The organism is Achromobacter aegrifaciens, from assembly GCF_902859735.1.
Taxonomy (GTDB): Bacteria; Pseudomonadota; Gammaproteobacteria; order Burkholderiales; family Burkholderiaceae_B; genus Achromobacter; species Achromobacter aegrifaciens.
Genome location: NZ_CADIJY010000005.1, coordinates 360,606 through 381,579 on the forward strand (window position 1 = coordinate 360,606; position 20,974 = coordinate 381,579).

19 protein-coding genes are annotated in these 20,974 nt (G+C 64.6%); 12 read left to right on the forward strand and 7 right to left on the reverse strand.

From position 1 onward, the window contains the following. Positions 1-31: 31 nt before the first annotated feature. The 3 genes from HV766_RS17775 to HV766_RS17785 are packed head-to-tail and all read left to right on the forward strand — an operon-like array spanning position 32 to position 2,812. On the forward strand, positions 32-1,075 hold the full coding sequence (locus tag HV766_RS17775; protein ID WP_054455796.1) for an ABC transporter substrate-binding protein: 1,044 nt from the start codon (positions 32-34) through the stop codon (positions 1,073-1,075). 1 nt (position 1,076) lies between these two features. Continuing rightward, the gene (locus HV766_RS17780; protein ID WP_054455795.1) at positions 1,077-1,922 is read left to right on the forward strand and encodes an ABC transporter ATP-binding protein; all 846 of its coding nucleotides are present in this window, start codon (positions 1,077-1,079) and stop codon (positions 1,920-1,922) included. Between the two features lie 11 nt (positions 1,923-1,933). Continuing rightward, positions 1,934-2,812 carry an ABC transporter permease gene (locus HV766_RS17785; RefSeq protein WP_119449779.1) on the forward strand — a complete coding sequence of 293 codons (879 nt, stop codon included), beginning with the start codon at positions 1,934-1,936 and terminating at the stop codon, positions 2,810-2,812. Positions 2,813-2,890: 78 nt separating this feature from the next. Here HV766_RS17785 and HV766_RS17790 read toward each other — a convergent pair whose 3' ends face one another. The 5 genes from HV766_RS17790 to rpmH all read right to left on the reverse strand — a co-directional run bounded on the left by HV766_RS17790 (position 2,891) and on the right by rpmH (position 7,148). Then, entirely contained in the window at positions 2,891-4,339 is a 1,449-nt protein-coding gene (locus tag HV766_RS17790) for a catalase (protein WP_054455792.1), read from the reverse strand. Positions 4,340-4,595: 256 nt separating this feature from the next. Continuing rightward, positions 4,596-6,272, reverse strand: a complete 1,677-nt coding sequence (yidC, locus tag HV766_RS17795) for a membrane protein insertase YidC (protein WP_175181610.1) — start codon at positions 6,270-6,272, stop codon at positions 4,596-4,598. A gap of 48 nt (positions 6,273-6,320) precedes the next feature. After that, positions 6,321-6,593 (reverse strand): membrane protein insertion efficiency factor YidD, encoded by a 273-nt coding sequence (gene yidD, locus HV766_RS17800; protein WP_059376344.1) that lies wholly within the window; start codon positions 6,591-6,593, stop codon positions 6,321-6,323. Further along, the gene (locus tag HV766_RS17805) at positions 6,590-6,961 is read right to left on the reverse strand and encodes a ribonuclease P protein component (RefSeq protein WP_013397083.1); all 372 of its coding nucleotides are present in this window, start codon (positions 6,959-6,961) and stop codon (positions 6,590-6,592) included. Before HV766_RS17805 ends, yidD begins: the two co-directional genes overlap by 4 nt. Before the next feature lie 52 nt (positions 6,962-7,013). Next, positions 7,014-7,148: a 50S ribosomal protein L34 gene (gene rpmH, locus HV766_RS17810; RefSeq protein WP_003816025.1), complete on the reverse strand. Its 135-nt coding sequence runs from the start codon at positions 7,146-7,148 to the stop codon at positions 7,014-7,016. Between the two features lie 396 nt (positions 7,149-7,544). Here rpmH and dnaA point away from each other — a divergent pair, with 396 nt between their 5' ends. The 3 genes from dnaA to gyrB all read left to right on the forward strand — a co-directional run bounded on the left by dnaA (position 7,545) and on the right by gyrB (position 12,666). Next, entirely contained in the window at positions 7,545-9,011 is a 1,467-nt protein-coding gene (dnaA, locus tag HV766_RS17815) for a chromosomal replication initiator protein DnaA (RefSeq protein WP_054455790.1), read from the forward strand. Positions 9,012-9,013: 2 nt separating this feature from the next. Next, a complete protein-coding gene (gene dnaN, locus HV766_RS17820; protein WP_054455945.1) occupies positions 9,014-10,123 on the forward strand; it encodes a DNA polymerase III subunit beta in 1,110 nt (369 codons plus the stop codon). A 95-nt stretch (positions 10,124-10,218) separates the two neighbouring features. Further along, positions 10,219-12,666: a DNA topoisomerase (ATP-hydrolyzing) subunit B gene (gene gyrB, locus HV766_RS17825; protein ID WP_054455788.1), complete on the forward strand. Its 2,448-nt coding sequence runs from the start codon at positions 10,219-10,221 to the stop codon at positions 12,664-12,666. Positions 12,667-12,772: 106 nt separating this feature from the next. Here gyrB and HV766_RS17830 read toward each other — a convergent pair whose 3' ends face one another. Continuing rightward, positions 12,773-13,696: a LysR family transcriptional regulator gene (locus tag HV766_RS17830; protein ID WP_119449782.1), complete on the reverse strand. Its 924-nt coding sequence runs from the start codon at positions 13,694-13,696 to the stop codon at positions 12,773-12,775. A gap of 316 nt (positions 13,697-14,012) precedes the next feature. On the opposite strand from HV766_RS17830, the gene HV766_RS17835 reads away from it, so the two are divergent. From HV766_RS17835 to HV766_RS17860, 6 genes are all read left to right on the forward strand, one after another. After that, the gene (locus HV766_RS17835) at positions 14,013-14,699 is read left to right on the forward strand and encodes a hydrolase (RefSeq protein ID WP_054455784.1); all 687 of its coding nucleotides are present in this window, start codon (positions 14,013-14,015) and stop codon (positions 14,697-14,699) included. A gap of 130 nt (positions 14,700-14,829) precedes the next feature. Next, the gene (locus tag HV766_RS17840; RefSeq protein WP_054455782.1) at positions 14,830-16,422 is read left to right on the forward strand and encodes an MFS transporter; all 1,593 of its coding nucleotides are present in this window, start codon (positions 14,830-14,832) and stop codon (positions 16,420-16,422) included. A gap of 81 nt (positions 16,423-16,503) precedes the next feature. After that, positions 16,504-17,208: a pirin family protein gene (locus HV766_RS17845; protein ID WP_054455780.1), complete on the forward strand. Its 705-nt coding sequence runs from the start codon at positions 16,504-16,506 to the stop codon at positions 17,206-17,208. Positions 17,209-17,247: 39 nt separating this feature from the next. Further along, on the forward strand, positions 17,248-17,511 hold the full coding sequence (locus HV766_RS17850; protein ID WP_054455778.1) for a XapX domain-containing protein: 264 nt from the start codon (positions 17,248-17,250) through the stop codon (positions 17,509-17,511). A gap of 127 nt (positions 17,512-17,638) precedes the next feature. Further along, on the forward strand, positions 17,639-19,525 hold the full coding sequence (locus tag HV766_RS17855) for an amidohydrolase (RefSeq protein ID WP_054455776.1): 1,887 nt from the start codon (positions 17,639-17,641) through the stop codon (positions 19,523-19,525). Between the two features lie 11 nt (positions 19,526-19,536). Further along, positions 19,537-20,004: a DoxX family protein gene (locus HV766_RS17860; protein ID WP_054455774.1), complete on the forward strand. Its 468-nt coding sequence runs from the start codon at positions 19,537-19,539 to the stop codon at positions 20,002-20,004. Here HV766_RS17860 and HV766_RS17865 read toward each other — a convergent pair. Next, complete coding sequence (locus HV766_RS17865) at positions 20,001-20,924, reverse strand: LysR family transcriptional regulator (protein WP_175181611.1); 924 nt, start codon at positions 20,922-20,924, stop codon at positions 20,001-20,003. The two genes, HV766_RS17860 and HV766_RS17865, sit on opposite strands and share 4 nt — an antisense overlap. Between the last annotated feature and the right edge of the window lie 50 nt (positions 20,925-20,974).

Here is a 20,974-nt window from a genome sequence, read left to right on the forward strand (position 1 = left end):
CGCGCAAAACCATTTATCCACAGGGTCCGCCATGGGTTTTTCCTCCGCTGTACGTGATCGTTTGGTCCAGGCCGCCACCGGCGCGGGCCTGGCGTTGATACTTGCCGTGCTGGCGCTGGCTTCGCCGACGCCGGCCATGGCGGAGGGCCGCATCCGCATCGCCGAGCAGTACGGCATCGTGTATCTGCTGTTGAACGTGGCGCGCGATCAGCAACTGATCGAAAAGCACGGCAAGGCCGATGGTGTGGATATCTCGGTCGAGTGGGCCAAGCTGTCGGGCGGTTCGGCCGTGAACGATGCGCTGTTGTCCGGGGCTGTGGATATCGCGGGGGCTGGCGTGGGACCGCTGTTGACGATATGGGACCGCACGCGCGGCAAGCAGAACGTGAAGGGCGTGGCTTCGCTGGGCAATTTTCCCTATTACCTGGTCAGCAACAATCCCAACGTGAAGACGATTGCGGACTTTACCGACAAGGACCGCATCGCGGTGCCGGCGGTGGGCGTGTCGGTGCAGTCCCGCGTGTTGCAGCTGGCGTCGGCCAAACTGTGGGGCGACGCGCAGTTCAACAAGCTGGACAAGATTTCCGTCGCCCTGCCGCATCCGGACGCGGCCGCCGCCATCATCGCGGGCGGCACGGAAATCACGGGGCATTTCGGCAACCCGCCCTTCCAGGAGCAGGAGCTGGCCGAGAATCCCAAGGCGCGCATCGTGCTCAATTCCTATGACGTGCTGGGCGGGCCCAGTTCGTCCACGGTGTTGTTTGCGACCGAGAAATTCCGCAAGGAAAATCCCAAGACCTACAAGGCATTCCAGGCCGCGCTGAAGGAAGCGGCGCAGTTCGCCAGCGCCAATCCGGAAAAGGCCGCGGATACTTATCTGCGCGTTACCGGCGCAAAGCTGGACCGCGATTTCCTGATCAAAGTGATCAAGAACCCCGACGTGCAGTTCAAGCTGGAACCGCAGAATACCTATGCGCTGGCCGAGTTCATGCACAAGGTGGGCGCGATCAAGAATGCGCCGGCCAGTTGGCGCGATTATTTCTTTGACGACCCCGTCACGGCCCAAGGCAGTTGAGATGGGATTGAGCGCTGCCTCCCCTGTGGATAACACCGAAAAGGCCACGCCTTTGCTGGCTGTGGATAAGGTGTCGATCGAATACAAGACGCGCGAAAGGCGCGTGCGCGCCACGCATCAGGTCAGTTTCGACGTGCACGAAGCAGAGCGTTTCATCCTGCTGGGCGCGTCCGGTTGCGGCAAATCCACGCTGCTTAAGGCAATTGCGGGCTTCATCGAACCGACCGAAGGCCGCATTGCCATCGATGGCAATGCCGTGCGCGGCCCGGGGCCGGACCGCATCGTGGTGTTCCAGGAATTCGACCAGCTGCCGCCATGGAAGACGTTGCGGCAGAACGTGGCGTTTCCGCTGGTGGCTTCACGCAAGCTCAACCGGCGCGAGGCCGACGAGCGCGCCATGCACTACCTGGACAAGGTGGGGTTGTCCGCGTTCGCCGATGCCTATCCGCATACGTTGTCCGGCGGCATGAAGCAGCGCGTGGCCATTGCGCGCGCCCTGGCGATGCAGCCGCGTGTGCTTTTGATGGACGAGCCCTTCGCGGCACTGGACGCGTTGACGCGGCGGCGCATGCAGGAAGAATTGCTGGCGCTGTGGGAAGACGTGCGTTTCACGCTGCTGTTCGTCACCCATTCCATCGAAGAGGCATTGGTGCTGGGCAGCCGCGTGCTGCTGCTGTCGCCGCATCCGGGCCGCGTGCGCGCGGAACTGAACGCCCATGCCTACGGGCTGCATAGCCAGGGCTCGGCTGCGTTCCAGTCTGCGGCCAGGCGCGTCCATGATCTGCTGTTCGATGTGGCGCCTGCGGAAAAGTCCGCTGAACTTGCCGCTGAACGGGCCGCGGCCTGAAGGACTTCCGCATGAACAACGCATACGCAGGCGCCGTGCCCATCCGTCCCGAAGTGGAGTACGAGCTGCCGCCCTTGCCCGCGCAAGCGGGCGAAGCGCCCCTGCCCTGGCATGAACGCCTGTGGCAGCACGCCAGCCTGCGCAAGCTGGCGATCCTGGCGCTATTGGCCGGCATCTGGGAGCTGGCGGCGCGCTACACCGACAATGATCTGCTGCTGCCCAGCGCATCGCAGACGGCGGTCGCCTTCGTGCAGGGCATCGCAGGCGGCGAACTGCCGGCACGCGCCGGGCAATCGTTGCGCGTGCTGGCGCAGGGATATGCGGCGGGCGTGCTGCTGGCCTTTGTGCTGACCACGCTGGCGGTGTCGACGCGTTTCGGTCGCGATCTGCTGTCCACCTTGACGGCCATGTTCAATCCCCTGCCGGCGATTGCGCTGCTGCCGCTGGCGCTGCTGTGGTTCGGCCTGGGCGAAGGCAGCCTGGTGTTCGTTCTGATCCATTCGGTGTTGTGGGCGCTGGCGCTGAACATGTACGCGGGTTTTCTGGGGGTATCGGATACCTTGCGCATGGCGGGCCGCAACTATGGATTGAGCGGTCTGCGCTACGTGTTGCAGATTCTGGTGCCTGCCGCCCTGCCCGCCATCCTGGCCGGGCTGAGGATAGGCTGGGCCTTTGCGTGGCGCACATTGATCGCCGCGGAACTGGTGTTCGGCGCGTCCAGCGGCAAGGGCGGCCTGGGCTGGTACATCTTCCAGAACCGCAACGAGTTATACACAGACCGCGTGTTCGCGGGGTTGGCGGCGGTGGTGATCATCGGCCTGCTTGTGGAAAACCTGGTGTTCGACACCGTGGAGCGTTTCACGGTCAGGCGCTGGGGCATGCAGCGCTGATTGTCTCGGCGCAGAGCCGCGCAGCAGCCAAAAAAAGGCGGCCCCTCGGGGCCGCCTTGCGCATGGGCGCGTCGCGGATTACAGCTTCAGTCCCAGCGCCTTGGCCACGCCTGCGGCGTAGGCGGGATCGGCTTTGCGGAAGTGTTCCAGCTGGCGGCGCTGGATTTCTTCCGGGACGCCGGCCATGTGGCGGCCGATGTTGCCGAACAGCAACTCCTGCTGTGCAGGCGTCATCAGGCGGAACAAGGCGCCCGGCTGCGAGTAGTAGTCATCGTCCACGCGGTGATTCCAGCGCGCTGCCGCCTGGCCGTCCAGCGCCAGCGGCGGCTCGCCTGCCGACGGGGTTTCCTTCCACTCGCCCGCGCTGTTGGGCTCGTAGTTCAGCGTCGCCCCGACGTTGCCGTCGACACGGCCGGCGCCGTCGCGGTGGAAGCTGTGAAACGGGCAGCGCGGCGCGTTCACCGGGATCTGGTGGTGGTTGATGCCCAGGCGATAGCGGTGCGTGTCGCCGTAGGAGAACAGCCGGCCTTGCAGCATCTTGTCCGGCGAGAATCCGATACCGGGGACCACGTTGGCCGGGGTGAAGGCGGCCTGCTCGACCTCGGCAAAGTAGTTCTCGGGGTTCTTGTTCAGCTCCAGCACGCCGACTTCGATCAGCGGATAGTCGCCATGCGGCCAGACCTTGGTCAGGTCGAAGGGGTTGATATGGTAAGTCGCGGCTTCGGCCTCGGGCATGATCTGCACCTTCAGCGTCCACTTCGGGAAGTTGCCCTTTTCGATGTTCTCGAACAGGTCGCGCTGCGAGCTTTCGCGGTCATGGGCGACCACTTGCGCCGCTTCCTCGTCGCTCAGACAGGCGATGCCTTGCTGCGACTTGAAGTGGAATTTCACATAGAAGCGCTCGCCGTCCTTGTTGATGAAACTGAACGTGTGCGAACCGAAGCCGTGCTGCTGGCGCAGGTTGGCGGGAATGCCGCGATCGCTCATCAGGGTGGTGACCTGGTGTAGCGATTCGGGATTGAGCGACCAGAAGTCCCAGGCGGCGGTGGCGCTGCGCAGGTTGGTCTTGGGGTCGCGCTTCTGGGTGTGGATGAAGTCCGGGAATTTCAGCGGATCACGGATGAAGAAGACCGGCGTGTTGTTGCCGACCAGGTCCCAGTTGCCTTCCTCGGTGTAGAACTTGATGGCGAAACCGCGCACGTCGCGTTCGGCGTCAGCCGCGCCGCGCTCGCCGGCCACGGTCGAGAAACGCAGGAACAGCGGGGTCTGCTTGCCGACCTGGGAAAAGAGGTTGGCGCGGGTGTAGCGCGAGATGTCGTGGGTGACAGTGAGGGTGCCATAGGCGCCCGAACCCTTGGCGTGCACCACGCGTTCGGGGATGCGTTCGCGGTCGAAGTGGGCGAGCTTTTCAATCAGCCAGAAGTCTTCCAACAGCGCCGGGCCGCGCGGGCCGGCAGTCAGCGTGTTGTTGTTGTCGGCCACCGGCGCGCCAGCGGCGGTGGTCAGATGCGTCTTCTTGTCGGTCATAGCACACTCCCTATGAAATGCCTGGAATGCGGGGGCCGCAGAGGGGCCCGCGCCGTGTCTGGGATAGCCCGGCATTGCCGGCCTGGGGCTATCTCCGACACATCATAGGGGTCTTGCCTTACCGTGTGAAGTTGATTGATCTATAAAACTTGATAAAGAATAACTATCAAGAAAATCAGGAATCGGCATCGGTGGCGGCCGTCAGGCGAAAAAAAACCGGTCCGCATGGGACCGGTTTCTTGCGCGGGAGCAGATATCAGCGGTTGGCTGCGGCTTCCGTCTTGCGCTGCATGGCGCGGGTGATGGACCACTGCTGGGCGATCGACAGGGTGTTGTTGACGCACCAGTAGAGCACCAGGCCGGCCGGGAAGAAGAACATCATCCCGCCGAACACCAGCGGCATGATCATCATGACCTTGGCCTGGACGGGGTCCGGGGGCGTCGGGTTCAGTTTGATCTGCAGGAACATGGTGGCCATCATGATGGCGGGCAGAATGAAGTACGGGTCGCGGATCGACAGGTCGTGCACCCACAGGATCCACGGCGCGCCGCGCATTTCCACGCTGGCCAGCAGCACCCAGTACAGCGAGATGAACACCGGGATCTGCACCAGCATGGGCAAGCAGCCGCCCAGCGGGTTGATCTTTTCGGTGCGGTACATCTCCATCATGGCCGCATTGAGTTTCTGCTTGTCGTCGCCGTACTTTTCCTTCAGGGCCTGCAGGCGCGGAGCCACCTGCTTCATGCGGGCCATGGAGCGGTAGCTGGCGGCGGCCAGGGGGTAGAACACGGCCTTGATCAGCACGGTCAGCGCCACGATCGTCCAGCCCCAGTTGCCCAGGATGGAATGCAGCCAGGTCATCAGCTTGAACAGCGGCTTGGCGATGATGGTCAGCCAGCCATAGTCGACCACCAGTTCCAGGCCGGGGGCCAGGGCGGCCATGGCCTTCTGGTCTTGCGGACCGACCCACAGGTGCGAATCGACGCGCGTGGCGGCGCCAGGGGCGATCTCGCCCACGGCCTCGATGCTGCGGGCGGCGTACAGGTTCTTCTGCACTTCCAGCAGTTCGTTGGTGCGCGGCTTGCCCTGCGGGGGCACCCAGGCGGTGGCGAAGTAGTGCTGGACCACGGCGATCCAGCCGTTGTCCGATTGCTTGATGTAGCTGGCCTTCTTCTTTTCGATGTCGCTGAAGGTGATCTTCTGGAACTTGTCCTGTTCCGAGTAGACGGCGAAACCGGTGAAGGTGTGATAGAAGCTGGACGTGTCGGCGGGGTCGTTGCCGTCGCGTTCGAGCTGCAGGTACAGGGCGGGCGACACGGGGCCGGCGCTGACGTTGGCCAGGTCGTGGCGCACGTCGATGTCATAGCGGCCGCGGTGCAGGGTGAACGTCTTGGTGACCTTCACGCCGCCGGATTCGCCCTCGAAGGCGACCACCAGGTTGTCGCCGGTCAGCTGGCGTTCCGAGGACACGACGCGGAAAGGCGTCTGGTGCGTGGGGAAGCTTTGGCCGTTGGGGGCGCCGACCACGCCGGTCTGCACCACGTAGTTCAGGCCAGCGGCGCGGTCCAGCAGCACCGTGGGCTTGTCGGGCTGGCCGGTGGCTGGGTACTTCAGCAGTTCGGCGCGCACCAGTTGGGCGCCCATGGTGTCGAACGTCAGGCGCAGCACGTCGGTCGTGATGACGACTTCTTCCGAGCGCGCGGCAGCAGGCGCGGCGGCGCCGGGCACGGCGGACGCAGCGGCAGCCGCGGGGGCGGGCGTGCTGGGCACCGAAGGCGTTGCGTTGTTCGTGGCGGCTTGCGGCTCGCTCGTGGTGGCGGCAGGCGTGGGGCCGAACAGCGACGGCTTGCCGTTATGGATCTGCCAGTTGTTCCATAGGAGCAACAGCGAGAAGGAAAAAATCATCCAGAGGACGGTTCGTCGGATATCCATGGTGCCTACTGAGGTGAATACGGGCCAGCAAAGCCCGCCAGTTTAGCGTCAATCATGCTCGGTGCGGTGGCTGTGGGAACAGCACGAGGGGCCATTGGTTCCCTTGGAGGGCGGAACCGGGTCCAATCCGCCCGGCGACCAAGGGTGGCAGCGGCCGATGCGCCGGACTGCCAGCCAGAAGCCGCGCCAGGCGCCGTGGCGCTCGATCGCTTCGATCGCATACGCCGAGCAGGTCGGGGTAAAGCGGCACTGCCTGCCGATCCAGGGGCTCAGGAAAAACCTGTAGAACCGGATCGGGGCAATGAGTAAAGCCTTGATCATCGCGCTATCCGCTCAAAGTGAGCGTCCACTTCGGCTCTTGCCGCGCGTTTCAGCGCGGTAAGCGTGGCGGGCGCAACCTTGCTATGCAGGCGCACGACGTAATCTTTGGCCGGCAGTCCCAGGCGCCGGTGGCGGAACGCCTCGCGGATGACCCGCTTGATGGCGTTGCGCGTACTGGCGTGGGCGGCGAACCGCTTGGCGATCACCAGGCCCAGACGCGCACAGGCGTCCTGGCCGGGAGGCAGATCATTGGGAGCCGCGCTCACAATGAAGAACGCCCCTCGGGCAAGACGCCGGCCTTTGAGGGCGGCGGCGAACTCGGAGGGGCGATGCAGCCGCGCCTCCGGCGGAAGCGTGGAGCGCGGCATGGACTGCAAAATCAGGCGTCAGGTTTTTCCGGACAAGCCGGAAAAACAGGACTTAGACGGCCAGACGCTTGCGGCCCTTGGCGCGGCGGGCATTCAGGATGGCGCGGCCAGCGCGGGTTTTCATGCGCACGCGGAAACCATGGGTGCGCTTGCGACGGGTAACGGAAGGTTGGTAGGTACGTTTCATGGACGATCCACAAAAAGAACAAAAGTCAGAAGGGACCTGCCCGGAAGGGTTCCTGGTCGCGCATTCAGGAAGCGGGTATCTAATGAGCATTTTTGCAACAGGTGCAAAAAAACAGCTCGTAGACGGGGCTCTGACCGGGAAACCCCGGGCGACCTATTAGAAGCAAAACCAGGCAGTTGCGTGGGCGGTAGGCATCGTTAGACACCACTGCCAACAAAGCGCGGCTAAGCTCTCTGTGGAACCTTCTGACAGACAGAATTCGGAAAAGCCCACCATTTCAGCAAGTTTTCCCTGTCTTGTCAAACAGTTAAGACTGCGCCGCACGGACGCTTATGCCCTACCCTGTGGATAACCCCAGCCCAGGCAAGGTAGAATCGAGGTTTGAATAAGAGCGACATGAAAGAATTCTGGCAGACCTGCGTCAGTCGTCTTGAGCAGGAACTCCCCCCCCAACAAATCAGCGCGTGGATACGACCGCTGGTCCCGCTTGCGTACGACGAAACGCAGGCGGTGCTGCGCGTTGCCGCTCCCAACCGGTTCAAACTGGATTGGGTACGGAAGAACTTTTCCCACCAGATCGAAGCGTTGGCCGCGGAGTGGTTCGAGCGTCCGGTGCAGGTGCTGTTCGAGTTGCCGACGCAAGGCGCCACGCCGCGCATGCCGGTCGCGCCCGTACGCGCCGCACCCGCGGCGCCCGCGTATCCGTCCGCTGCTTCCCCTTCAGGCGGCGCGCCGCCACCGATGGCCCCGGTAACGCCTGCACCCGCAGCCCCGGCGACCACGGCGGCCGCGCAGGCCGCGCAAGCGGTGAACGCGGACGCGGCAAGCATCGTGTACGAGCGTTCGCGCCTGAACACCGATCTGACGTTCGAGAACTTCGTGACGGGTAAGGCGAACCAACTCGCGCGCGCCGCTGCGTTGCAGGTCGCCGAGAACCCTGGCACGTCCTACAACCCGCTGTTCCTGTACGGCGGCGTGGGCCTGGGCAAAACCCACCTGATCCACGCCATCGGCAATGCGATGGTGGCGGCGGGGACCGGTGTGCGCGTGCGCTATGTGCATGCCGACCAATACGTGTCGGACGTGGTGAAGGCCTACCAGCGCAAGGCGTTCGACGACTTCAAGCGTTATTACCATTCGCTCGACCTGCTGCTGATCGACGATATCCAGTTCTTCTCCGGCAAGAACCGCACGCAGGAAGAATTCTTCTACGCGTTCGAAGCGATGGTGGCTCAGCGCAAGCAGATCATCATCACCAGCGATACCTATCCTAAGGAACTGTCGGGCATCGACAGCCGCCTGATCTCGCGCTTCGACTCCGGCCTGACGGTGGCCATCGAGCCGCCGGAACTGGAAATGCGCGTGGCGATCCTGTTGCGCAAGGCGGAGTCCGAAGGCGTGCCCATGCCCGAGGAAGTGGCGTTCTTCATCGCCAAGCATCTGCGCAGCAACGTGCGCGAACTGGAAGGCGCGCTGCGCAAGGTGCTGGCCTATGCGCGCTTCCACGGCCGCGACGTGCTGACAGTGGATGTCTGCAAGGAAGCCCTGAAGGACCTGCTGTCCGTGTCCAACGGCCAGATCACCGTGGAGAACATCCAGAAGACGGTGGCGGATTTCTACAAGATCAAAGTGGCCGACATGTACTCGAAACGCCGGCCCGCCAATATCGCTTTGCCGCGCCAGGTCGCGATGTACCTGGCGAAGGAGCTGACCCAGAAAAGCCTGCCGGAAATCGGCGATCTGTTCGGTGGCCGTGATCACACCACCGTGCTGCATGCCGTACGCAAGATTTCCGACGCCCGCGCCAAGCAAGCGGAGCTCAACCATACCCTGCACGTGTTGGAACAAACTCTAAAAGGATGAACATGCAACTCGTACAAACCACACGCGATGCATTGCTGAAACCGCTGTCGACTGTGGCGGGCATCGTCGAAAGACGCCATACCCTGCCCATCCTGGCGAACATCCTGATGCGCAAGGAAGGCAACAAGGTTGCCTTCATTGCGACCGACCTGGAAGTACAGATCACCACCCATGCCGACTTCGGCGTGGGTCAAGACAACGAATCCACCACGGTCGCGGCGCGCAAGCTGCTGGATATCCTGAAGGCCCTGCCGGACACCGGCGACGTGCGCCTGGCGCTGGCCAGCAACAAGCTGTCGGTGCAATCGGCCAAGAGCCGCTTCGCCCTGCAGACGCTGGCCGCCAGCGAATTCCCCACCGTGGCTCAGCCCGAGCAGTGGGACGTGTCGCTGACCATGCCGCAGCGCACGCTGCGCCACCTGTTCAACATGGTGCACTTCGCCATGGCGCAACAGGACATCCGCTACTACCTGAACGGCATGCTGCTGGTGTTTGAACCGGGCCGCGTGCGTGCGGTCGCCACCGATGGCCACCGCCTGGCGCACTGCTCGACGGAAGCCGACGGCATCAGCGAACGCCACGAAGTGATCGTGCCGCGCAAGACCGTGCTGGAAATGCAGCGCCTGCTGGAAGACTCCGACGAGCCGGTTTCGATCGACGTGGCGCCGGGCCAGATCCGCTTCCGCTTCGGCGACGTGGAGCTCGTCTCCAAGCTGGTGGAAGGCAAGTTCCCGGACTTCACGCGCGTGATCCCGACGAACTACACGCGCCATTTCCTGGTCGGCCGCGAAGCGCTCCAGGGCAGCCTGCAGCGCGCCGCCATCCTGACCACCGACAAGTTCAAGGGCGTGCGCCTGCAACTGGCGCAGAACCAGATGAAGATCTCGTCCTCCAACGCCGAGCAGGAAGAGGCGCAGGAAGAAATCGACATCGACTACGGCCATGAAGCCCTCGATGTGGGCTTCAACGTCGGCTACCTGCTCGACGTGCTGTCCAACGTCAAGGTGGACAACATCCAGTGGTCGGTCATGCCCGATGCCAACGCGTCGGCGCTCATCACCCTGCCCGAAGACGACCAGTTCAAGTACGTCGTCATGCCCATGCGGATTTGATCCGCACCCATCGTGGGTTTGTGCCGCTTGCGGGCCCGAGGGCCCGTGGGCGGTCCGGCCGCCAGGCCGTTCTTTAAAGCGTTATCGATACAGACATGTCAGATCAGCAGAACACCACTCCCGAGAACAGCGGCTACGGCGCTGACTCGATCAAGATGCTCAAGGGGCTGGAGGCCGTGCGCAAGCGCCCCGGCATGTACATCGGCGACACATCCGACGGCACCGGCTTGCACCACATGGTGTTCGAAGTCGTCGACAACGCCATCGACGAAGCCCTGGCCGGCTACTGCGACGACATCGTCGTCACGATCCACACCGACAACTCGATCTCGGTCACCGACAACGGCCGCGGCATCCCCACCGACATCCACAAGGATGACGAATTCCACCGCAGCGCGGCCGAAATCGTCATGACCGAACTGCACGCTGGCGGCAAGTTCGACCAGAACTCCTACAAGGTGTCCGGCGGCCTGCACGGCGTGGGCGTGTCTTGCGTGAACGCGCTGTCCGAATGGCTGCGGCTGACCATCCGCCGCAACGGCGAAGTGCACCAGATGGAGTTCCGCCAGGGCGAGCGCGTCGCGCCCCTGGCCGTGACCGGTACGACCGACAAGCGCGGCACCGAAGTGCGCTTTTTGGCCGACCCGATCATCTTCAACAACATCGAGTACCACTACGAGATCCTCTCGAAGCGCCTGCGCGAACTGTCGTTCTTGAACAATGGCGTGAAGATCCGCCTGATCGACCAGCGCCAGGGCAAGGAAGAGAACTTCGCCTTCTCCGGCGGCGTGAAGGGCTTCGTCGAATACATCAATCGCAGCAAGACCGTGCTGCACCCGAACGTGTTCTCGGTCACCACCGAGTCCTCGGCGGGCGGCGTGCCGGTCGGCGTCGAAGTGGCGATGCAGTGGAACGACAGCTACAGCGAAAGCGTGCTGTGCTTCACCAACAACATTCCGCAGCGCGACGGCGGCTCGCACCTGACCGGCCTGCGCGCGGCAATGACCCGCATCATCAACAAGTACATCACCGACAACGAACTGGCCAAGAAGGCCAAGGTCGAGACGTCCGGCGACGACATGCGCGAAGGCCTGGCCTGCGTGCTGTCGGTGAAGGTGCCCGAGCCCAAGTTCAGCAGCCAGACCAAGGACAAGCTGGTCTCCAGCGAAGTGCGTCCGGCGGTTGAGGAAGCCGTGGCGCGCACGCTGGAAACCTGGCTGCTGGAACACCCGAACGACGCCAAGGCGCTGTGCGCCAAGATCGTCGAAGCCGCCCGCGCCCGCGAAGCCGCGCGCAAGGCGCGCGAAATGACGCGCCGCAAGAGCGTGCTGGAAGGCGCAGGCCTGCCCGGCAAGCTGGCCGACTGCCAGGAAAAGGACCCCGCACTGTGCGAGCTGTACATCGTCGAGGGTGACTCCGCAGGCGGCTCGGCCAAGCAAGGCCGCGATCGCAAGTTCCAGGCCATCCTGCCGTTGCGCGGCAAGGTGCTGAACGTCGAGAAGGCGCGTTTCGACCGCCTGATCGCCAGCGAGCAGATCGCCACGCTGATCACCGCGCTGGGCACCAGCATCGGTCCTGACTTCAACGTCGACAAGCTGCGCTACCACCGCCTCATCATCATGACCGACGCGGACGTGGACGGCGCGCACATCCGCACCCTGCTGCTGACGCTGCTGTACCGCCAGATGCCTGAACTGGTGCAGCGCGGCTACGTGTATATCGCCCAGCCGCCGCTGTACAAGGTCAAGGTCGGCCGCGAAGAACGCTATCTGAAAGACGACCAGGAAGAAGCGCAGTTCATGCTGCAACTGGCGCTGAAGGATGCCGAGATCATCTCGGGCGGCAACATCATCCGCGGCGACGAACTCAACGACCTGGCCCGCCAGTACGTCGCGGCCGACGCCGTGATCGCGCGCCTGTCGCGCGTATTCGACGTGGGCGCGCTGTCGGCCATGGCCGAAGGCGTGGAGATCAACCTGGAATCGGCCGAGTCCACCGCCGATTCCGCGCGCCGCCTGGCCGACGCCATGCGCGACCCGGTCAGCGGCAACGGCGTGGAAGTCGTGCCGGAGTTCGACGAATCCACCGAGCGCCATCGTCTGTCGGTGCAGCGCATGCACCACGGCAACGTGCGCGTGAGCATCATCGATGCGGACTTCGTCAACGGTTCGGACTACGCGGTCCTGTCCAAGGCCGCCAAGAGCTTCTCCGGCAAGGTCGGCGCGCGTTCGCTGGCCGCCCGCGGCGAAGGCGACAAGCGCAAGGAACAGACCGTGTCCGATTTCCGCGAGGCCATGCAGTGGCTGCGCAGCGAAGCCGACCGCAGCATCTCCAAGCAGCGCTACAAGGGTCTGGGTGAAATGAACCCGGAACAGCTGTGGGAAACCACCATGGACCCGAAGGTGCGCCGTTTGTTGCGCGTGCAGATCGAGGACGCCATCGCGGCCGACGAGGTCTTCACCACGCTGATGGGCGACGACGTCGAACCGCGCCGCAACTTCATCGAGACGCATGCGTTGTCGGCGGGGAATATCGACGCCTGATCGCGCTGGATCTCGACAGAGATCCTGGACGCCATAGAAAAGGGGCTGCCTTGCGCAGCCCCTTTTTCATGCGCCAGTCCGGCGGGGCCCGGACAACGCAATCCTTCTACACCTGCACATCATTGGCCCAAGGCTCGGCCGTCAAGCGCTCGGCCAGATATTCAATGAACGCCTGCACCCGGGCCGGCCGGCGGCGGCCAGGCGGGGTGACGATGTGCAGGGCGATGGGATCCACCTGCCAGTCGTCCATCACGGTCTCCAGCGCGCCCGATTGCAAATCCTTCCACGCCAGGAACTCGGGCTGCAGGGCCAGACCCATGCCCGCCTGCAGCGCCGGCGTCAGGGCTTCGGCGTTGTTCACGTTCAGGTGCACCGGCAGCGACTGCGAAAACTCGCCGTGCTTTTCATGGCGGAAGCGCCAGCTCGCGCCGTTGCGCGCATACATGTATTGCAACGCGGTGTGCTGTGCCAGGTCCTTTGGATGCTTGGGGCGTCCCGCGCGCTTGAAGTAGCTGGGCGCGCCCACCAGCAGGATGCGCACCGAGCAGAGCCGCCGCGCCAGCAGCGTCGAATCCACCAGATTGGAGATGCGCAGCGCCAGGTCGAAGCGTTCCGAGACCAGGTCGGCCTGCTTGTCGCTGAATTCGATTTCCAGGGCCACGTCGGGATTGGCCTGCATGAATGGCGGCAGCATCGGCGCCAGATGCGTGACCCCAAAGGACATGGGCGCGGACAGCCTGATCTTGCCGCGCAGGCTGCTCGACTTTTCCGTCACCTCGGATTCGACGGCCTCGCCTTCCTCCAATATGCGCGCTGCGCGTTCCAGCGCCGCGTAGCCGGATTCGGTCAAGGTCATGCTGCGGGAGGTGCGATGAAACAGCGTGGTCTTCATGCGCGCTTCCAGACGGCTGATGGTCTTGGAAACCGTGGCCTGCGCCAAGCCGAACTCGGCCGCCGCCTTGGCGAACGACCCTGTATCGGCGACCTTGGCGAAGATCGCCCAACCCTCTAAATCCGGCAGCTTGCTCATCTTGTGTTCTCGGGAAATGCCCGCGCCGATGATAGCCCCTGCCTATGGCATGGACAAGAATGGTGTTGAACGCAGTGCAGCAGAGACTGTCACGCCATGGTCATCATGCAAAAAATGGAAAGGATGGAATTCCATGCTGCGGGTTCTCAGGAAAGCGGCCTCTCCCTACTATGCATACACCGACAGACGAGATGCACGGGACCTTCCAGCGGCACCCCGCCATCGTCGCAACGGGGCAGACCGGGATGGTTTGCCAGCTACACCGAATTCTTTGCTGCCGCCCTATTTGATAGTTTTCCTTAAAGAGAGATCCGCCATGTCCGCCAACAAATACCTCGAAGTCCTGACCCCGCAGAACAGCCAGATCATCTTCATCGACCAGCAGCCGCAGATGGCCTTCGGCGTGCAATCCATCGACCGCCAGACCCTGAAGAACAACGTGGTGGGCCTGGCCAAGGCCGCACGCGCCTTCAATATCCCCACCACCATCACCACCGTCGAAACCGACAGCTTCTCCGGCAATACCTACCCCGAACTGCTGGCTGTGTTCCCCGAGAACAAGATCCTGGAGCGCACCTCCATGAATTCCTGGGACGACCAGAACGTGCGCGACGCGCTGGCCGCCAATGGCCGCAAGAAGGTCATCGTCGCCGGCCTGTGGACCGAGGTCTGCAACACCACCTTCGCGCTATGCGCCATGCTGGAAGGCGAGTACGAAATCTACATGGTGGCTGATGCTTCGGGCGGCACCTCGGTGGACGCGCACAAGTACGCCATGGACCGCATGGTGCAGGCCGGCGCCGTGCCGATGACCTGGTTGCAGGTGATGCTGGAATGGCAGCGCGACTGGGCCCGCAAGGAAACCTATGACGCCGTCACTGGCATCGTCAAGGAACACTCCGGCGCCTACGGCATGGGCATCGACTACGCCGTCACCCACGTGCACAAGCTGGCAGAGCGCGTGCAGCACGGCGAACGCATCGGCCCCAACCCCGCCAAGTAAACCGCAAGCCGGATCGTCCAGACAGCGTCTGGCCGGTCCGGCGCCTTGTCTTTGAACACGGCGTTTTGAACACGGCGGGCGGCGGGACTTGCGGGTCCGAATGCCGCCTGGCGCGATCCAGGAGAGTCCCATGCCAGACCAGAAGAATCCCGCCGCGCGCGGCACTTTCGCGCCCTTGCGCCAGTCCGTATTCGCCGTGCTGTGGGCCGCGACCGTGCTGGGCAACGTGGGCAGCTTCATGCGGGACGTGGCCAGTTCCTGGCTGGTGACCGATCTGTCGGCCAGCCCGGCCGCGGTGGCGCTGATCCAGACTGCTGCGACCCTGCCCATCTTCCTGCTGGCGATTCCCGCCGGCGTGCTGTCCGACATCCTGGACCGGCGCCGCTTCCTGATCTTCGTGCAGCTGCTGCTGGCCTCTGTCAGCGGCACGCTGCTGCTCCTGTCGCATTTCGGCGCGCTGACGGTCGATTACCTGATTGCCCTGACCTTCGTCGGCGGCATCGGCGCGGCCTTGATGGGGCCGACCTGGCAATCCATCGTCCCGGAACTCGTGCCGCGCGAAGAGCTCAAGGGCGCGGTGGCGCTGAACTCGCTGGGCATCAATATCGCGCGCGCCATCGGTCCGGCGGCGGGCGGCCTGATCCTCGCCAGCTTCGGCGCGGCGGTCACCTACGGGCTGGACGTGCTGAGCTACGTGTTCGTCATTGCCGCACTGCTGTGGTGGAAGCGTCCCGCGGCCGTCGATAGCGCGCTGTCGGAGAACTTCTTCGGCGCGTTCCGCGCCGGCCTGCGCTACACGCGGGCCAGCAAGGAGCTGCACCGCGTGCTGCTGCGCGCCGCCGTCTTCTTCCTGTTCGCCAGCGCGGTGTGGGCCTTGCTGCCGCTGGTGGCGCGGCAGATGCTGGGCGGCTCCTCGGGCTTTTACGGCGTGTTGCTGGGCGCGGTGGGCGCAGGAGCCATCATCGGCGCTCTGTTGCTGCCCAGGCTGGGCGCCCGCCTGAATGCCGACGGGCTGGTGCTGCTGGCGTCGGTGGCCAGCGCGGCGGTCATGGCCGTGCTGGTGTTCGCGCCGCCGCAATGGCTGGCCGTGCTGATGCTGGTAGTGCTGGGCATGGGCTGGATCACCGCGCTCACCACGTTCAATGGCGTGGCCCAGGCCGTGCTGCCCAATTGGGTGCGCGGCCGCGGGCTGGCGGTGTACCTGATGGTCTTCAACGGCGCGATGGCCGCTGGCAGCCTGGGCTGGGGCCTGGTGGCGCGCGAGATCGGCGTGCCCTATGCACTGGCAGTCAGCGCTGCCGGGCTGGTCGCGGTTGCGCTGTTGTTTCACCGCGCCAGCCTGCCGGTCGGCGAGGCGGATCTGCAGGCGTCGAATCACTGGCCGGAGCCGCTGCTTGCTGAACCTGTGGCCCACGATCGCGGTCCGGTGCTGGTGCAGGTGGAGTACCGCATCCGCCAGGAAGACCGCCCTGCCTTTCTGGATGCGATGCAACGCCTGTCGCAAGAGCGACTGCGCGACGGCGCCTATGCCTGGGGCGTGGTCGAGCACACCAATGACCCGCAGCGGGTGGTCGAATGGTTCTTCGTCGAATCCTGGGCCGAACATCTGCGCCAGCATCACCGGGTGTCGCATGCCGATGCCGATCTGCAAGCGGAAGCGCTGCGCTTTCACATGGGGCCGGACAAGCCCGAAGTGCATCACTTCCTGGCCTTGAAGCGCTGACGGGCAGCATCGGGAACACGTCCATGAACCACATGAAGCATGCCGCCATGATCGGCGATAACCCGGCGACGGAGGCGCACCATGATTGAGCGCCGTCCGCTTGCGAGCCTGGGCCACGAACGCCGCGGCTGGCTCGATGCCAAGCACCACTTTTCCTTCGCGGCCTACCAGGACCCCGCACGCATGAACTGGGGCGCGCTGCGCGCTTGGAACGACGAAACCATCGCACCGGGCGCGGGCTTTCCGCCTTCGCTGCATGCTGACGTGGAAATCATCACCTGCGTGCGGGAAGGCGCGCTCACCCATGAAGACGATCTGGGCAATCGCGGCCGCACCAGCGCTGGCGAGGTGCAGGTCGTGAGCGCAGGCAGTGGCGTGACGCATGCCGAATTCAATATGGAAGGCGGTCCGGCGCATGTGTTCCAGATCTGGATCGAACCCGACCGCCGCGGCGCGCCGCCCAGCTGGGGCCGGAAGTCCTTTACCCGCGAAGCCTGCAAGGGCCAGTTCATCACGCTTGCCAGCGGTATCGACGGCGATGAAGACGCGCTGCCCATCCGCAGCGACGCGCGCGTGCTTGCGGTGGCGCTCAAAGCAGGCGAAGCCGCCACCTACCGCTTCGCGCGCGGCCGCCGCCGCGGCTATCTGGTCGCCTCCAAGGGCAGATTGCAAGTCAACGGGGTGGAGATCGGCTCAGGCGACGGCGCCGCCATCCGGGACGAAACCGATGTGCGCCTTATGGCCCTGGACGACGCCGAAGTGCTCCTGGCCGATACGCACGCATGAGCGCCGTGCTCATAACCCCTACACAACGCGAGGACGCACATGAAGATCTATCTGCTTTCCCTGGGCGCCGGACTGCTGGTCGGCGTGGTCTACAGCCTTTTGCAGGTCCGCTCGCCCGCCCCGCCGCTGGTGGCGCTGATCGGCCTGCTGGGCATATTGGTCGGTGAACAGGTCATTCCGGTGGGCAGGCAACTGCTGAACGGTACCGCCTTTGTCGCCGCCTGCGACAAGGAAAAAGCCGTCAGCCACGTGCTCGGGCAATTGCCCGGCCGCCATCAGGCCCAAGACAAGGAACACGGCTGAGCCGGTTCCCGCATCCAGGAGATATTGCATGCCTACCCGCCGCGACCTTATCGGTGTAGCTTCCGCCCTGGCGCTCAACGGTATGTTGGGACGCCCCGCCATCGCCAGTTCCAAAGGAGACCCCAACATGTCCAACGCCACGCCGGACGTCATTTTCCACAATGGCCGCATCACCACGCTGGACCGCAGCAAGCCACAGGCCAGCGCCGTCGCGATCAAGAACGGCCGTTTCGTGGCTGTTGGTTCCGATGCCGAAGTCATGGCGCTGGCAGGCGCCGGCACGCGGGTCGTCGACCTGAAGCGCCGCGCGGCCTTGCCTGGCCTGTTCGACAATCACACCCACGTGGTGCGTGGCGGCCTGAACTACAACATGGAGCTGCGCTGGGACGGCGTGCGCTCGCTGGCCGACGCCATGGCCATGTTGAAGCGCCAGGTCGCGATCACGCCCGCGCCGCAATGGGTGCGCGTGGTGGGCGGCTTCACCGAGCATCAGTTCGCCGAGAAGCGCCTGCCCACGATCGAAGAGATCAACGCCATCGCGCCCGACACTCCGGTGTTCATCCTGCACCTGTATGACCGCGCGCTGCTCAACGGCGCTGCGCTGCGCGCGGTGGGCTATACCAAGACCACGCCCAATCCGCCGGGCGGCGAGATCATGCGCGATGGCCAGGGCAATCCCACGGGGCTGCTGCTGGCCAAACCCAACGCGACCATCCTGTACGCCACGCTGGCCAAGGGTCCCAAGCTGCCCTTCGACTACCAGGTCAACTCCACGCGCCACTTCATGCGCGAGCTGAACCGGCTGGGCGTGACCGGCGTGATCGATGCGGGCGGCGGCTTCCAGAACTATCCGGACGACTACGCCGTGATCCAGAAGCTGGCCGACGAGAATCAGATGACGGTGCGTTTGGCCTATAACCTCTTCACGCAAAAGCCCAAGCAGGAAAAGGAGGACTTTCTTAACTGGACGTCGAGCGTGAAGTACAAGCAGGGCAGCGACTACTTCCGCCACAACGGCGCGGGCGAAATGCTGGTGTTCTCGGCAGCCGACTTCGAGGACTTTCGCGTCGAGCGTCCGGACATGCCGCCCGAGATGGAAGGCGAACTGGAAGAGGTCGTGCGCGTGCTGGTGCAGAACAAGTGGCCATGGCGCTTGCACGCCACCTACGACGAGACCATCTCGCGCGCGCTGGACGTGTTCGAGAAAGTGCATCGCGATACGCCGCTGACCGGGCTGAACTGGTTCTTCGACCACGCCGAAACCATCTCCGACAAATCGATCGACCGCATCGCGGCGCTGGGTGGCGGCATTGCCGTGCAGCACCGCATGGCCTACCAGGGCGAGTATTTCATCGAACGCTACGGCGCAAAGGCCGCCGAAGCCACGCCGCCTGTCGCCAAGATCCTGCAGCGCGGCGTGAAGGTCTCGGCCGGCACCGATGCGACCCGCGTCGCGTCCTATAACCCCTGGGTGTCCTTGTCCTGGATGGTCACCGGCAAGACCGTGGGCGGCACCCGCCTCTACCCTGCGCGCAACTGCCTGGACCGCGAGACCGCGCTGCGCATGTGGACCGAGAACGTGGCCTGGTTCTCCAACGAGGAAGGCAAGCGCGGCCGCATCGAACCCGGCCAGCTGGCCGACTTCATCGTGCCGGACAAGGACTACTTCAGCTGCACCGAGGACGAGATCTCCTTCCTGACCTCGGACCTGACCGTGGTGGGCGGGCGCGTGGTCTACGGCGCGGGAGAGTTCGCGCCGCTGGACGACAACCCGCTGCCGCCCGCCATGCCCGACTGGTCGCCTACCCGGCTGTTCGGCGGCTATGGCGCCTGGGGCGATCCTGACGGCGCCGGCCGTAATTCGCTGGGCTACCGCAACATGGCGGCCTGCGCGTGCGCCAGCTCTTGCGGCCTGCATGGACACGACCATGCCCGCGCATGGGCATCCAATGCGCCCAGCTCCGATCTGCAGGGCTTCTTCGGCGCGCTGGGCTGCTCCTGCTGGGCTGTCTGAGGAGGTTGGCCATGAACGCTGCTTTCCAATGGGAACGTCGGCTGGCCGGCTTGGCCCGCCCGCTGTTCGGCGCCTCGGCGCTGCGGTTCCTGGCCTATCTGGGGCTATGCGCCGCCTACCTGCAGGGCGGGCTGGTGAAGCTCTTCGATTTTCCGGGGGCGCTGCGCGAAATGGCGCATTTCGGGCTGTCGCCTGAGCCCTTGTTCGCGGTGCTGGTGATTGCGTTGGAACTGGTCGCTTCGCTCATGATCCTGACGGGCCGGTTGCGATGGCTGGGTGCGCTGGCACTGGCCGCCTTCACGCTGGTGGCGACCGGGATCGCGCTGAGATTCTGGGAGATGCCGGTGGGGCAGGAACGCTTCATGGCGGCCAACTCGTTCTTTGAACACCTGGGGTTGGCCGGCGGGTTGTTGCTGGTGGCGTGGCTGGATTTGCGGGAATCGAAGCCCGCCAGCGCCCGGAGCCTGAGCGGCTGCTAAGCGGCGGCCGCCGCATCCGGCGGCGTGCCGCAAACCTGCTTGATCGTCTGCCTTAGCCAGCGGTGGGCGGGGTCGCTGTCCAGTCGCGGCGGCCAGGCCTGCACCACGGTGACCGGGCGCATGGGCACCGGCACCTCGAAGGCGCTCAGCTTCAGGCCCAGGCGTTCGACGCCGGGCATCAGGTTCTGGGGCATGGACGGCAGCACCAGGTCGGAATCGGCCAGCGCGAAGATCGCGGCGTGGAAGGTGGGCGTGATCAGCGTGACGTGGCGCGCCAGTCCCAGTTCTTCCAGGGTGTCGTCTATTGGTCCGTGCGCACGTCCCCGGCGCGAGACGCTGACGTGGTCGTAGGCGCAGAAGCGCCGCGGGGTGATGGGCGCCTTGAAGATCGGGTGTTCCTTGCGTGCCAGTCCGCAGAAGGCGGTGGTGAACAGGGTCTGCACCTTGATGTCGGCGCCGAACTTCTGGGAAGAACCGATATAGAGGTCGGCATCGCCGCTGAGCGCGTCGGCGTCGTGATTGCCTTCGGAGACGAAGCGCAGCACGGCGCGGGGCGCGTAGCGGCGCAGGTGTTCGCGCAGCCGGCCGCCGTAGCCGCCCACGAACACATCGTTGGCGCGCAAGGTAAAGACGCGCGTCAGGGTCGCCAGATTGACGTCCTCGCCGAAGGCCGTGAAGACGGCCTGCGCCTGTTCGATCACATGGCGCACCTGCGCGTGCAGGGCCAGCGCCCGAGGCGTGGGCGCGAGGCCGCGGCCGGAGCGTACCAGCACGGGGTCGCCGACGGCTTCGCGGATGCGCGCCAGGCTGCGGCTCATGGCGGGAGTGCTCAGGTTCAGCCGGCGCGCCGCGCCGACGACGCTGCCTTCCTGGATCAGAACGTCCAGGGTCAATAGCAGATTCAGGTCTAGCGGTTTCATGTGACCAAGCATAGCGCGGCGGGCAAACCGGGCGGGCGTTTCAGGGTTGC